General features: G+C 73.0%; 11 protein-coding genes. 4 read left to right on the top strand and 7 right to left on the bottom strand.

The window, feature by feature from the left end; translation table 11 throughout:
• The first annotated feature begins 142 nt into the window (after nt 1-142).
• Nucleotides 143-1,252 carry a carboxypeptidase-like regulatory domain-containing protein gene (locus OC439_RS16695; protein WP_262014214.1) on the top strand — a complete coding sequence of 370 codons (1,110 nt, stop codon included), beginning with the start codon at nt 143-145 and terminating at the stop codon, nt 1,250-1,252.
• On the opposite strand, the gene OC439_RS16690 is transcribed toward OC439_RS16695, so the two are convergent.
• Genes OC439_RS16690 through OC439_RS16660 form a run of 7 tightly spaced genes read right to left on the bottom strand, consistent with a single transcriptional unit; the run spans nt 1,212 to nt 9,952 of the window.
• Entirely contained in the window at nt 1,212-2,492 is a 1,281-nt protein-coding gene (locus tag OC439_RS16690) for a sensor histidine kinase (protein ID WP_262014213.1), read from the bottom strand. The genes OC439_RS16695 and OC439_RS16690 overlap by 41 nt on opposite strands.
• Nucleotides 2,492-3,163 (bottom strand): response regulator transcription factor, encoded by a 672-nt coding sequence (locus OC439_RS16685; protein ID WP_262014212.1) that lies wholly within the window; start codon nt 3,161-3,163, stop codon nt 2,492-2,494. Before OC439_RS16685 ends, OC439_RS16690 begins: the two co-directional genes overlap by 1 nt.
• A 52-nt stretch (nt 3,164-3,215) precedes the next feature.
• A complete protein-coding gene (locus OC439_RS16680; RefSeq protein WP_262014211.1) occupies nt 3,216-4,484 on the bottom strand; it encodes a cation:proton antiporter in 1,269 nt (422 codons plus the stop codon).
• Nucleotides 4,481-5,812 carry a cytochrome P450 gene (locus tag OC439_RS16675; protein ID WP_262014210.1) on the bottom strand — a complete coding sequence of 444 codons (1,332 nt, stop codon included), beginning with the start codon at nt 5,810-5,812 and terminating at the stop codon, nt 4,481-4,483. The genes OC439_RS16680 and OC439_RS16675 overlap by 4 nt, the downstream gene beginning before the upstream one ends.
• Entirely contained in the window at nt 5,809-6,885 is a 1,077-nt protein-coding gene (locus OC439_RS16670; protein WP_262014209.1) for an alpha-hydroxy acid oxidase, read from the bottom strand. The genes OC439_RS16675 and OC439_RS16670 overlap by 4 nt, the downstream gene beginning before the upstream one ends.
• A 1-nt stretch (nt 6,886) precedes the next feature.
• The gene (locus OC439_RS16665; protein ID WP_262014208.1) at nt 6,887-8,452 is read right to left on the bottom strand and encodes an NAD(P)-binding domain-containing protein; all 1,566 of its coding nucleotides are present in this window, start codon (nt 8,450-8,452) and stop codon (nt 6,887-6,889) included.
• 12 nt (nt 8,453-8,464) lie between these two features.
• A complete protein-coding gene (locus OC439_RS16660) occupies nt 8,465-9,952 on the bottom strand; it encodes an aromatic amino acid ammonia-lyase (protein ID WP_262014207.1) in 1,488 nt (495 codons plus the stop codon).
• A gap of 63 nt (nt 9,953-10,015) precedes the next feature.
• Here OC439_RS16660 and OC439_RS16655 point away from each other — a divergent pair, with 63 nt between their 5' ends.
• From OC439_RS16655 to OC439_RS16645, 3 genes are read left to right on the top strand one after another with little or no spacing between them, the layout of a single operon-like run.
• Nucleotides 10,016-11,560 (top strand): NAD(P)-binding domain-containing protein, encoded by a 1,545-nt coding sequence (locus tag OC439_RS16655; RefSeq protein ID WP_262014206.1) that lies wholly within the window; start codon nt 10,016-10,018, stop codon nt 11,558-11,560.
• A complete protein-coding gene (locus OC439_RS16650; protein WP_262014205.1) occupies nt 11,550-12,971 on the top strand; it encodes a class I adenylate-forming enzyme family protein in 1,422 nt (473 codons plus the stop codon). Before OC439_RS16655 ends, OC439_RS16650 begins: the two co-directional genes overlap by 11 nt.
• 25 nt (nt 12,972-12,996) lie before the next feature.
• On the top strand, nt 12,997-13,413 hold the full coding sequence (locus OC439_RS16645; RefSeq protein WP_262014204.1) for a hypothetical protein: 417 nt from the start codon (nt 12,997-12,999) through the stop codon (nt 13,411-13,413).
• The last annotated feature ends 93 nt before the right edge of the window (nt 13,414-13,506 follow it).

Here is a 13,506-nt window from a genome sequence, read left to right as displayed (position 1 = left end):
AGTCGCCGGAACGGACCTGTCGATTCCCGTGGCCGGCCCGCCGCGGTCATCGGGGCGGGTCGCGCCACCCGTTCCGCACAGGGCATAGTGGCCCGCGGCTCCATCGACCGATGTTGCCCGCTCTCGGCGGAGGTGGTGGGAAGTGACGACGCGCTCACGTGTCCGACGGGCCCGGGCGGCCGTACTGGCCATCCTGGCCGGAGGGACGCTCGCGGTGGCGGCGGCACCGGCGACGGCCGCACCGGAGACGGTGAGCATCCTGAGCGTTTCGGCGGAGAACGTGAAACCCCGCGAGACGGTACGCGTGCAGTTCCGCGTCACCAACAGCGGACGCCGGGCCGAGACGGCCATCGTGGTGGTGGGCGGCGGCCTGCGGTGCGCCACCGGCTGCCGGGCGGAGCCGACTCTCGGTCCCGGCCAGAGCCGGACCTTCGACGCGACACTCGTCGCCCCGGATGCCCGCCCGGGCGAGACCACCGGCCTCAACATCTCGATCGGCGTGCGGCTCGCCGGACAGAACAGCTACGCCTACAAGATGGTCTACGTCCACGGGGCGGGTGCCTCGCCCACCGGCGGGGCCGCACCGGCGGCCGGGGTGAGCGGGGTCTCCGGCCGGGTACGCGACGCCGGCGGAAAGGCGATCGGCGGCGCGGACCTGACCATCCGGGACAGTGCCGGTCACGAGTACCGGACGACCAGCGACCGCAGCGGCCAGTTCTCGATCACCGCCAGGGCCGGCCGGACGATCGCGGAGGGATCCATCACGGTCCGCGCGTCCATGGACGGCTACCGCACCGCCCGCGCGACCGTACGGGGCAGGGCCGGTGACGTCGCCACCGTACGACTGACCCTTGCCGCGGTGGCCACGCCGGCCACTGCGTCGCCGTCGCCCGCCGAGGAGGCGAGCCCTCCCGCCGCGGCGGCCGGCGACGACCTTCCCGCGGCCGCGCCGCCCACGCTCAAGGCCACCGGCGAGGAGAGCGGCAGTACGTCGATGTTCCTCCTGGGCGGCCTGCTGGTCGCCGCGGGCCTGGGCGCGCTCGCACTGGTGCTGGTGCGGCGCAGGAGCGCACCGGGCGCGGCGGCTGAGGCGGCGACTCCCCCGGCGGCCCGGCTGCCGGCCGGCGGGAACCTGGCCGACGCGCCGACCGCGATCCTGCACCTCGGGCCTCCCGGCAGTGGGCCGGAGAACGCGCTCCACGATCCGGCGCTCACGTACCGGCGCCGAGCTGCCACACCCGGAGGTTCCTGATCCGCGAGGCCCTACTCGTAGTGCCGGGCGATCGCGTCCGGGGCAGGCGCACCGTGAATCGGGCTCCCCGCCCTGGACGGCCCTCGGCCTCGATCGTGCCGTGGTGGCTCGTGACGACCTCCTGGAGCAGCGCCAGCCCCAGACCGAAACGCCGGTCCCCGGCGCCCGCGCCCCTGTGGAACCGGTCGAAGATCCGCCGGGCGTCGGCCTGGTCGAACCCCTTGCCGGTGTCGGCGATGACGAACTCGGCGGCGTCGCCGGCGGCCCGCAGCGTCACGTCGATCCGGCCGCCCGCCGGCGTGTGGGCCAGCGCGTTCGCGAGCAGTTCGCCGACGACCCGGCGCAGGGCCGACTCGATGCCCGGCACCGGCAGCGGGTCGCCGGGGGTGTCCAGGGTGAGGGTGACCCGGCGCTCGGCGGCGCGGTCGCTCTCGGCGGCGACCGTCGTCCCGACCAGCGAGGTGAGGTCGACCGGCGGATCCGGTTCCCGGTCGGCGGGAGCGGCGGCGAGCCGGGCCGAGAGCAGCAGGTCGTCGACGATCTCGCCGAGCCGGCGGGTGGTGCCGACGAGGCGTTCCAGGTCGTCCAGGTTCCTGGCGGTGCCGTCGTGGCGCGCCCGCCGCGCGAGCAGTTGGGCGCGGGTGTGCACCTGGGCGATCGGGGTTCGCAGTTCGTGGCTGGCGTCGGCGACGAAGCGCCGCTGCCGGGTCAGCGCCTCCGCGAGTGGCGCGACGGCCCGGCGGCCGACGAGCACACCGGTCAGCATGGCGGCGAGCAGCCCGGCCACCGCCGCGAGGCTGAACGCGAGCAGGAGGTGCCGGCGGTCGGACAGCTGGAACCGGGCGTCGAACACCGCCTGGACGACGGTGTCGCCACGGGCCTCGGTGCGCACGTGGTAGGTCGTGCCGTTACGCGCGACGGTGGTGGTCGCGGTGGCCCGGGTGGCTGCCACGGTGTCCAGCGCGTCGCGCAACGGGAAGCCGGGTGGTGGCGGGTTCGCGCCGGTGCGCACGGTGGCGCCGTCGTACTGGAAGATCCAGCTGCAGGCGGGCGGCCCGGCGATCGTGCCGTGTTCGGTGCCCCACGTCAGCTCGCGCTGGATCTGCGCCTCCTGGCCGCGGACCAGGACCGCGTAGGAGATGCCGCCGGCCAGCAGCAGCAGGGCCCCGATGGTCAGCCCGACGAACAGGCCGATCCGCAGCCGGGTCCGCCGGACGATCGCCCGCTCGGACGCCTCCATCAGAGCGTTCCGAGGCGGTAGCCGAGCCCGTGCACGGTGCGGACCACGGCACGGCCGAGCTTGCGCCGGAGGTAGTAGACGTAGGTGTCCACTATCGATGCCGCGGCGGCCTCCTCGAAGACCTTGCGGCGCAGCACGGCGCGGGGATGGACGGCGTTCGGCCGGGCCGCCAGCACCCGCAGCAGCTCGAACTCGCGGGTGGACAGCGCCACCCGGGTGCCGTCGGCCAGCACCGCTTCGCGTGGCGCCAGGTCGAGCCGCCCGGCGCCGATGCGCAGCACGTCGGTCGGCTCGGGTGTACGCCGGCACAGCGCCCGGACCCGGGCGCTCAGCTCGTCGAGGTCGAAGGGTTTGACCAGATAGTCGTCGGCGCCCGCGTCCAGCCCGGCGATGCGGTCGTCGACAGCGCCGAGCGCGGTGAGCATCAGGGTCCGGGACGGGACCGCCCGGGCGCGCAGCCGGGTGACCAGGTCGAGTCCGTCGAGCGCCGGCAGCATCCGGTCGATGACCATCACGTCGTACGACCGGGTCAGCCCGAGATGCAGGCCGCGCTGGCCGTCGAAGGCCCGGTCGACCAGATAGCCTTCCTGACCCAGCGCCTCGGTGAGCATCTCGGTCAGGTCCGCGTCGTCCTCGACCAGCAGCAGCCGGTTCGATCTTCCGCCCCGCATATGTTAACGATCTCATAGATGAGAGCCGATGGAGGCATCAGTATTTGCCTCTTCAACTATCTGAAACCGCGAGCGCCGGTGTGCGTACGGTCGCGGGCTGCCGGGCCTCACGTCGCTCGATCCAGCTCAGCACCGGCGTCGTCATCAGCGTGGTGACCAGCGCGACGAGTACCAGCACGGTGAACAGGGCCGGGTTCACGATGCCCGCCTCCAGCCCGACGTTCAGCGCGATGAGCTGCATCAGGCCACGGGCGTTCATCAGCGCGCCGACCCGCAGCGCGACACCCGGCGGCTCGCCACGGAGCCGGGCCGCCGCCCAGCAGGCGCCGAACTTGCCGGCGATCGCCGCCGTCACGCAGGCGAGCGCGAACAACAGCACCGGCAGGGAGCCGAGCAGACCGAACTCCGTCCGCAGCCCCGAGTAGGTGAAGAACAGCGGCAGGAAGAGCGTCGCGGCGACCGGGGTGAGCGTGTCCACCACCCGGTCGGTGTTCTCGGTGCGGGGCATCACCACGCCGACCGCGAACGCGCCGAAGACCGCGTACAGGCCGATCTCGTCGGTGTACCAGGCGACCAGGAAGAGCAGGGCGACGGTGCCGAGCAGCCGGGCCCGGTCGTTGAGGGCCCGGTGGGTCATCAGCGTGGAGGCGGCCGCCCGCCCGCCGAACCAGAGCACCAGTCCGAACAGGACCGCCCCGCCCACGGTGACGAGCGCGGGACCGGCCCGGCCGGACGCGAAGGCCAGGACGGCGGCCAGCATGATCCAGGCCACCACGTCGTCGATCGCGCCGCTGGCCAGCGAGAGGGTGCCGTGCCGGGTGCCGGCGTGCCCGTGTTCGGTGATGATCCGGGCCAGCATCGGGAACGCGGTGATGGCCAGGGCGACGCCGACGAACGCGGCCGAGACCCCGAGTGACGTCCCGTCGGCCTGGATCGGCACGGCGCCCGCCGTCACCAGGACCAGCAGCACCCCCAGCAGGAGCGGCGCGGTGACCCCGGCCAGCGAGACCACGCCGGCGGTGCCGGCGAGCCCGGTGACCCGGTGGGCGCTGAACGCGTACCCGGCCTGGAACATGAACAGCACCAGGCCGACCTGACCCACGACGTAGAGGACCGGGAGCAGGGGTGCCGGGAACAGGGCGTCCTGCACGTCCGGCAGGAGGAGCCCGAGCAGCGACGGCCCCAGGAGGACGCCGGCGAGCATCTCGCTGACCACGGCGGGCTGACCCGCCTTGCCGAGCAGCCACGCGACCCCTTTGCAGAAGATCAGGATCACCGTGACCGCGATGAAGAACCGTGGCGCCAGCTCCGTTGGTGTCATCGGACAGCCCTCTCGAAGTAGTCGGTGCACAACCGCTGCCGGCGGGCGTCGAGCACCATCCAGGTGCCGAACACCAACTGCCGGACACTGCGGCCCACGTCGGCCCACCGGTCCCGCGACCGCATCGCGGCCAGCCGCAGCCGCCCCGGGACGGTGGACCCGGCCGGAGTCAGGTACGCCGGACCTCGGCTGGGCAGCGAGCGGGTGTGTGACGCGGAGGAGGTCAGGACGTACCGGCGCAGCACCTCACGGGTCGCGGCGCGCATCATCACCGGCGCGACGCCGCGGGCCGGGCAGGCCCGGTTCGCAGTGACCCCGTACGGGATGAAGTGCGCGTCGCCGCGCTTGAGCGTCAGCCACCGGTCCGGGTCGAACCGGTCGTCGCCGGCGGCTCCGCCGCGGTGGAACGCCAGGTAGTTGAAGAGCAGTACGGTTCCGGCGGGCAGGGACACGCCGGTCGGCAGCGTGATCGGCGCGGACGTGATCCGGTGCGCCACGCCGAAGAGCGGATGCACCCGCAGCGTCTCGTCGATCACCCGGTCCAGCGCCTCGTCGTCGTCGAGTCCGCGCTGGAGGCCGGGATGGGTGGCGAGGGCGAGCAGCACGTGCGCCATCGCCTCGGACATCTGCACGACGGCGGTGTTGAAGAAGGCGCCCTGGAGATACCAGGCCGTCTCCCGGGTGGTGAACGGCGGCGGCAGCGTCACCGGGCAGGTCCCCGCCTCGATCCGGTCGTGCAGGTACCGGGTCAGCCGGTCGCGCCGCCGCATGTGCCGCAGGCCGGTGCACTTCAGCCCGTTGACCACGTCCTCGGCGTTGGCGACGATCAGTGCCCGCGCGTCCGGGGGGCACGCCTCGCCGAAGACGAGTTCGTAGTAGACCTCGGCCCAGACCGGCATCATCAGGTCGCGCAGCCGGACGTGGCTGGTCCGGTCGGCGGGCAGCCGGTCGAGCACGCGCCGGGTGGCGGCGGTCGCGAGGTCGTCGCAGCGCTGACGGCGTATCGCGAGCACCCGCCGGGTCGTCGCGGCCACGGTCCGGTACCGCTCCCCCGGCTCCAGATGCTCCTGGTGCATGTGCGGCCCGGGCGCCAGCCAGTACCAGAACAGGTCCGACAGCCCGGCCCCGCGACTGCGGCCGTCCGCCGCCGGATCGGAATACACCCGCTCGAAGTGCTCCATGCCGACTGTGGGGCCCGGCACCGGTACACCCTCGACGCCGTTGACGGTGACGAACACCCACTCCCGCAGCCGGACCACCGTCCGGGGCAGCCAGTACGGCAGGGTCCACGCCACGCCGACCCCCGCCAGGACGATCAGGGCGCTCATCCGCACGCCACCGTGGCGACCAGGTCGGCGCTCAGGTCGGCCGGACCGGCGGCGCCGACCAGCGCCAGCGCCCGGTCGAGGTCGGCCTGCAGCAGGTCGAGCACGTGGCGTACCCCGGCGGCGCCGCCCACCGCGAGCCCCCACAGCACCGGGCGGCCGACAAGCACGGCGCTCGCGCCGAGCGCCAGCGCCACCAGGACGTCGGTTCCCCGGCGGACGCCGCCGTCGAGCAGCACCGGCAGCCGCCCGCCGACGGCCTCCACCACGGCGGGCAACGCGTCCAGGGTGGCGAGCGCGCCGTCGAGCTGCCGGCCGCCGTGGTTGGAGACCAGCAGACCGTCGAGACCGTACGAGACGGCAAGCGCCGCGTCAGCCGGATGCAGCACCCCCTTCAGCAGGATCGGCAGCGTGGTGACCTCGCGCAGCCAGGCGATCCGGGCCCAGTCCAGCCCGGCGTCCATCCCGATGTCGCGCACCCGGCCGCTCGCGTCACGCATGTTCTCGCAGACCATCCCCGGCGGCAGGTCGGCGAAGCCGTGCCGCAGGTCGCGTTCCCGCCGCCCGAACACGGGCGAGTCGACGGTGACGACCAGGGCGGTGCAGCCGGCCGCCTCGGCCCGCCGCACCACGAGCGCGGTGAAGTCGAGGTCCGCCTGCGGGTAGAGCTGGAACCACAGCGGCCCGCCGGCGGCGGCTACCTCCTCGACCGGCCGGGTGGCCGCCATGCTGACCACCATGATCGTGCCCGCCTCGGCGGCGGCGCGTGCGGTGGCCACCTCACCCTCGGGGTGGGCCAGCCGGTGGAACGCGGTCGGCGCGATCAGCACCGGCATCGAGATCCGCGTGCCGAGCAGCGACGTCCGCAGGTCGCGCCGGCCCGCGCCGCGCAGGACGCGGGGCACCACGTACCGCCGGCTGAAGGCCGCCTCGTTGGCGCGGACCGTGCGCTCCTCGCCCGCTCCACCGGAGAAGAAGTCCCAGTGGACCGGGTCCAGCCGGCCGCGCGCGTCGGCGGCCAGCTCGGCCAGGTTCAGCGCCGGGCCGTCCAGCGCCGTGCCCTCCGGCGGGCGCATCTCAACCCTCGGCACGGCTCAGGCAGCTGTCGACGAACGCGACGAGCGGCGCGACGTGCGTCTCCGGCCGGTCCCACCGGTTCTCCAGGTTCTCCGCGAGGTGGTGGGTGGCGACGACCTGGCCCGCCCGGTGGTGGCGGACGACCGGATGCAGGTAGGCGGCGTCGTGGGCCTGACCGGGGACGTCCTGGGCGACCCGGCTGACAGTGATGTCGAACGGGTCCACCCGGTCGTGGTCGGGGCCGTACTCGAGGGTGACGACGAAGGCGTCCGTGTAGTCGTGGTCGGCGGTGCGCAGGCCGGTGCCGGTGAAGTACTCGACCGGCACCTCGTCGTGGTAGCGCGCGTCGGATCCGGCCACTGTGACCACGTCGCCGAGGAAGCCGAACTGCTGCCACAGGGCGGAGGTGCGGTTGACCCGCGCGACGACGGCGTCGGCGATCGACTCCGCTGTGGCATCAAGCTTCTCCGCCGGCCACGGCGTGTCCCCGTACCGTCGCTCCAGGATCCGGTGCAGCGCCCGGACGGCGTACCGGAAACCGTGGATGAAGCCGCTCGTGGAGCGTTTGAAGTCCCGTTCCTGGCTGATCGTGCCGGCGAAGTAGAGGCCGGGAACGTTCACCGACTCCCACGCCGGGGTCTGCGCCGGGAAGCGGTCCCTGATCGCGAGCGCCGGCCGGCAGGTGTCGTCGAAGACCGACGCGTCGAAGGCGAACCCGGTGCAGACGAGCACCCGGTCGTACCGCAGCTCCTTGACCACCTCGTTCGCCCGGGAGAACGAGAACGTCACCGTGTAACCGGCGTCGTCGCGCTCGATGCGTCTGACCTCGCCGTCCAGGATCGCGTTCGCCGACTTCAGCTGGTACGTGTCCAGGAAGTTGTTGTTCACCGCGCGCAGGTGCCCCACGTAGTGCGTACGCCAGGCCATCCGCACCGAACTCGGCCCGGCGACGTGGATCAGCGTGGTGGTCTCCATCAGGTTGTCGGCGGTCTCGAACGCGGAGTTCCCCTTGCCGATGATCAGCACCTTCTGGTCGAGGTAGTCGCGCGGGTCGACGGACATGTCCGCGTACTGCTCGGCGAGTTCGAGCCCGGGGATCTGCGGCAGGTACGGCCGGGACACGCCGGTGGCGACGATCAGCCGCCGCGCCCGGAAGACCTCCTCCCCCGCCCGGACCTCGAACACCCCGTCGGCCTTGCCGATCGACGTCACCCGGGTGCCGTACCGGACCCGTGCCCCCGTCTTCGCGGCGAAGTCCGCCAGGTAGCGGAGCATCACGTCGGCGTCCGGGAAGTACCGCTCGGTGTAGCCGGTGAACCGCAGCGCCGGGTCGTCGCTGAGCAGCGAGTTCCAGTCCAGCCGCAGGTTCAGCTCCGGGTCGTCGGAGCCGGTGTGCGGCTTGTTGATGGAGATCAGTTGCCGGTGGCGGGGATAGGTGGCGAAGAACGCCCCCGGGCCGTCCGCCTGTTCCAGGACCAGATAGTCGCGCTTGCCGTCGGCCTCCAGCAGAGCAGCGAGTTGCAGGCCCGCCGGCCCGGCCCCGACGATCAGATAGTCAAGCGTCATGTGCGCCCACCCTCAGGGAAGAGAAACGGAGAGATCCGCGATCACGTCGGCCGCGCGCCGCACGTCACCGTCCAGCGGCCGGTCGGGGTCGACCGGCGGTACGACAGCGGCCAGCGCCGCGAGCGCCTCGGCGCAGCCGGACGCGGTCGGCGTACGCGCGCCCACGTACGCGGCCTGGCGCAGCCCCAGTGCGAGCGACCCGACGACGAGGTGCAGCAGCCGGGCCTGGTCCAGTGCCCGCAGCGCGGCCTGGGTGCCGAGCGGGACGACGTCCTGGTTGTGCAGGTTGGTCGGCACGCTCTGCATGCTCGCGGGCATGGTGTCCCGGCGGATCTCGGTGATCAGCGCGGTCGCCGCCAGCTGCACCCCCTGGAGCCCGTGCTGCTGTCCCGGGCCGGCGGCCAGCATCGGCGGCAGGCCGCCGTTGCGGTTCGGGTCGACGAGCAGATCCAGTTGCCGTTCGGCGAGGTTGCCGACCTGCGCCACGACCATCGACAGCACGTCGGCGGCGAACGCGGCCGGCTGCCCGAAGAAGTTGCCGCCGTGCACCACGACGTCGTCGTCGGGGAAGAACAGCGGGTTGTCGGTGACGCTCGCGAGGTCGGCCGCGACCACGGCGTCGACGTAGCGCAGGGCGTCCTCGGCGGCGCCGAGCAGTTGCGGCGTGCACCGGATGCTGTACGGCTCCTGCAACGGACGCGTGCCGGACGCGACGAGTCCGGCGCTGACGCGGCGCATCCGCGCGCCCACGTCGATCGCGCCCGGATGGCCGTACGCGGCCAGCAGCCGGGCGTCGAGGAACTGCGTGTCGCTGCCGAGCAGATCGGCGAGCAGGCAGGTGAGCACCTGGACCGCCCGGTGTGCGGCGCGGACCGCGTCCAGCGCCAGCGCTGTCGCCGCGGTGGTCAGCGACGTCCCGTTGACCAGGGCGAGGGCGTCCCGGCCGTCCAGCGGCAGGGGTTCCAGGCCGGCCAGCGTCAGCGCCTCGCCCGCGGGCATCCGCACCCCGTCCAGGTAGGCGTGCCCCCGGCCCCGCAACGCCTGCGCCGCCGCACCCAGCGGGATGAGGTCACCGCTGGCACCGACCGAACCCAGCCGGGGCATCGCGGGGACGAACGTGGTCGCGAGCATCGCCGCGAGGGCGTCGATCACGTGCGGGGAGACCCCCGACGCGCCCCGGGCCAGCGACGCGGCCCGCAGCAGCACTGTCGCGCGGACCACCTCCGGATCGATGTCCGGGCCCTGACCGGCGCCGAGGTGGGCGAGCGTGTTGTCGGCCTGGTCGCGCAGGTCGGCGCGGCCCGCGTACCCGACCAGGGCGCCGAAGCCGGTGGTGGCGCCGTACACCGCGCGGTCGTCGCCGAGCACCGCGGACAGGAACGAGCGGGCGGCCGTGACCCGGCCCCGGACCTGCGGCCCGACCACGACCTTGATCGGGTCGCGGGCGGCGCGGAGGTCGGCGATCCGCAGTGGGACATCGAGGTCCACCTCTGTCGTCATGCGATCGCACCCTAGAGACGAATTCTCAGAACGCTCTGAGATCGAGTCGCTACGTTGCGGCGCATGACGCTCGACTATCTGATCATCGGAGCCGGACCGGCCGGGTTGCAGCTCGCTCACCTGCTCGAGCGCGACGGCCGCGACTACCTGGTCCTGGAGGCCGGCCCGGCGCCGGGCACGTTCTTCGCCACCTACCCCCGGCACCGGCAACTCATCTCGATCAACAAGGTCTGGACCGGCTCCGACGACCCGGAGTTCAACCTGCGCGCGGACTGGAACTCACTGCTCACCGACGATCCGGCGCTGCTGTTCAGGAACTACAGCCGGCGCTACTTCCCGGACGCCGCGGACATGGTGCGCTACCTCGCCGACGTCGCCCGCGGCCTGCGGATCAGGTACGACACCCGGGTGTCAGGGGTCGCGCGCGACGGCGACCTGTTCACCGTCGACGCCGGCGACGACACGGTCACCGCCCACCGGGTGGTCGTCGCCACCGGCGTGTCCCAGCTCTACGTCCCGCCGATCGAGGGCGCCCAGCTCGCCGAACGGTACGACACGGTGAGCGTCGACCCGGACGACTTCACCGACCAGCGCGTCCTCATCATCGGCAAGGGCAACTCCGCGTTCGAGACCGCCGACGCGCTCGTCGAGACGGCAGCCGTCATCCACGTCGCCGGCCCGCACTCGATCAAGCTGGCGTGGCAGACGCACTACGTCGGGCACCTGCGCGCGGTGAACAACAACTTCCTCGACACGTACCAGCTCAAGTCGCAGAACGCGGTCCTCGACGGCACCGTCGAGCGGATCGTCCGGCGCGACGACGGCGGCTACCGGATCGACTTCCGGTACGCCCGCACCGTCGAGCGCATCCGGCAGATCGACTACGACCGGGTCATCCTCTGCACCGGGTTCCGGTTCGACGCGGGCATCTTCGACCCGTCCGCCCGGCCCCGGCTCGTCATCAACGACCGCTTCCCCGAGCAGACCTCCGCGTACGAGTCGGTGAACGTGCCAGGCCTCTACTTCGCCGGCACGCTCACCCAGCAGCGCGACTTCAAGCGCTCGACGAACGGGTTCATCCACGGCTTCCGGTACGGCGTACGCGCCCTGCACCGGATCCTCGGCGCCCGCCACCACGACACGCCGTGGCCGGCCACGCCGCTGGAGGTCACCCCGGAGGCGATCGCGGACGCGATCATCGCGCGGATCAACCGCACCTCGGCGCTGTGGCAGCAGTTCGCCGTCCTCGGCGACGTCGTCGTCGTCGACGGCGACACCGCGCGCTACCACGAGGAGGTGCCCGTCGCCTACGTGCACGACGGCGGGCTGGGGCCGGAACCGTTCGCGTTCGTGGTCACCCTCGAGTACGGGCCGGACCACGACCAGGTCGACCCGTTCGACATCACGGTGCCGCGGATCGCCGAGAACGACGCCGCGCACGCCCACGACGCGAGCTACCTGCACCCGGTCGTCCGGGTCCATCGTGGTGGGACCGTCGTCGCGGTGCACCACCTCGCGGAGAACCTGGAGAACCACTGGAACCTGCCGGACGTGCACCACCAGCCGCTCGTGCTCTTCGTCAAGGGCGTCCTCTCCGATGCCGGCTGAGGTCTGGCCCCAGCCCGTGCTGGACCTGCTCGCCGCCGGTGACGACCGGCCGGTCTTCGAGGAGGGCGACCGGACGGTCACCACGGCCGAGATGTACCGGCTGGTCCGTCGCATCGCCGCCGGGCTCCGTGCCGCCGGGGCGGGCCCGGGCGTCGGGGTGGCCCTGCGGCTCGGTGTCACTGCGGAGGCGTTCGCGGCGATCATCGCGGCGTTCGCGGTGGGCGCCCGGGTCTCCGGGATCCGCCCCGACCTGGGCCCGGCGCACCGCGCCTGGCAGCTCGGCGGCACCACGCTGCTGGTCGACGACGCCCGGGTCGCCGAACTGGCGCGCACCCCCGACGACGGACGGCCGCTGATCGCCGCCGGGCGCCCGGACGACGTCGCCCGGATCATCTGGACCAGCGGCAGCACCGGCAGCCCGAAGGGCTGCGCCCAGACGTACGCGGCGATGAGCGCGGCCTGGACCCCGTACCCGGATCGCTGGCCGCCGGCGGTCGCCGACCTCGCCACCCGGCTCCAGCGGTATCTGCTCTTCGGTTCGCTGAGCAGCCAGGTGATGCTGGAGTACGGCATCCTCACCCTGGCCGCGGGCGGCACCCTGGTCGCGGCCCGGCCCCCCGGTCTCCCCGGCATGATCGCCCGGCGCCGGGCGACCGCGAGCGTGATCACCGTGGGCAAGCTGTACCAGCTCGTGCGGGACCAGCGCAGCGACCCGGTCGACCTGAGCAGCCTGCGGGCCCTGCTGGTCTCCGGTTCCCCGCTCGCACCGGGCCGGCTCGCCGAGGCGCTCGACGTGCTCGGGCCCGTCGTCTTCCACGGATACGGCCAGACCGAGACCGGCATGATCACGATGGTGACGCCGGCCGAGATGCTGGCGTGCCCGGCCGCGCTCGCCTCCGTCGGCCGGCCACCACCGGTGACAGCGCTGTCCATCCGGGACGCCGACGGCCGTCCCGCCACCGAGGGCGAACTGTTCGTCCGCACACCGGCGCAGGCCGCCGCGTACTGGAACGATCCGGCCGAGAGCGCCGAGGTGTTCGCCGACGGCTGGGTCCGCACCCGGGACCTGGCCCGGCTCGACGGCGACGGCTACCTGCACCTGCTCGGCCGGATCCGGGACGTCATCATCGTCCACGCCAACCTGGTGTACGCGGGCCCGATCGAGCGGGTCCTCGCCGCCGATCCCACAGTCGCCGAGGCGTACGTCGTCGGGCGCCCCGACGACGTGACCGGGGAGGCGGTGCACGCGTACGTGGTGCCGGCCGCCGGTTGCGTACCGGATGCCGAGCGGCTGCGTGCGCTGGTGGCGAAGGCGCTGGGCGAGGCGTCGGTCCCGCAGACGATCCAGCCGATCGAGCGGGTGCCGACGGCACCGAGCGGAAAGCCGGACAAGCGCGCGCTGATCAGGTGAACCACCGATGGCCTAGCATCCGTGCATGGCCGTACTTGACGAGGCAGCGCAGCGTACCCGCACCCGGCTGCGGGGCACCGCTGTCGGATTCGCCGCCCTGTGGTCCGTCGCCCTCACCGCGTTCGCGGGCGTCAACCTCTGGGTCGGGCTGCAGAACCGGCCGTACCTGCTGCAGTACGGCAGCGACGCGGGTGACCGGTTCGGGACCAACGTCATGGTGCTGCTGTCGTGGCTCGGCATCGTCGCCACTGTCGGCCTCGCCACGTGGGTCACCGCGCTGATGGTGCTGACGCAGACCCCCGGCATGCACAAGGTGCTGCGAACCCGGGTCCGGGTGGCATCGGCCGTGGTGCTCGTCGGCACGCCGGTGGTCACCGTCGCCGCGCTCGTCCTCGCGTACGCGCTGATCGTGCCGCGGATCTACTCGGGAGTGCAGTTCTGAAGCCCGGGGTTCCGTCCGCCTCCGGGAACGAGGACGTGACGGGTCCCGGTCCGCATCCGGCCCGGCGAAACCGGAACCGCGCCGCTCGGCCAC

This window comes from Micromonospora sp. Mcm103 (assembly GCF_024519755.1).
In the GTDB taxonomy this organism is placed as follows: domain Bacteria; phylum Actinomycetota; class Actinomycetes; order Mycobacteriales; family Micromonosporaceae; genus Micromonospora; species Micromonospora aurantiaca.
This window is presented reverse-complemented; position numbering and strand designations above follow the sequence as displayed.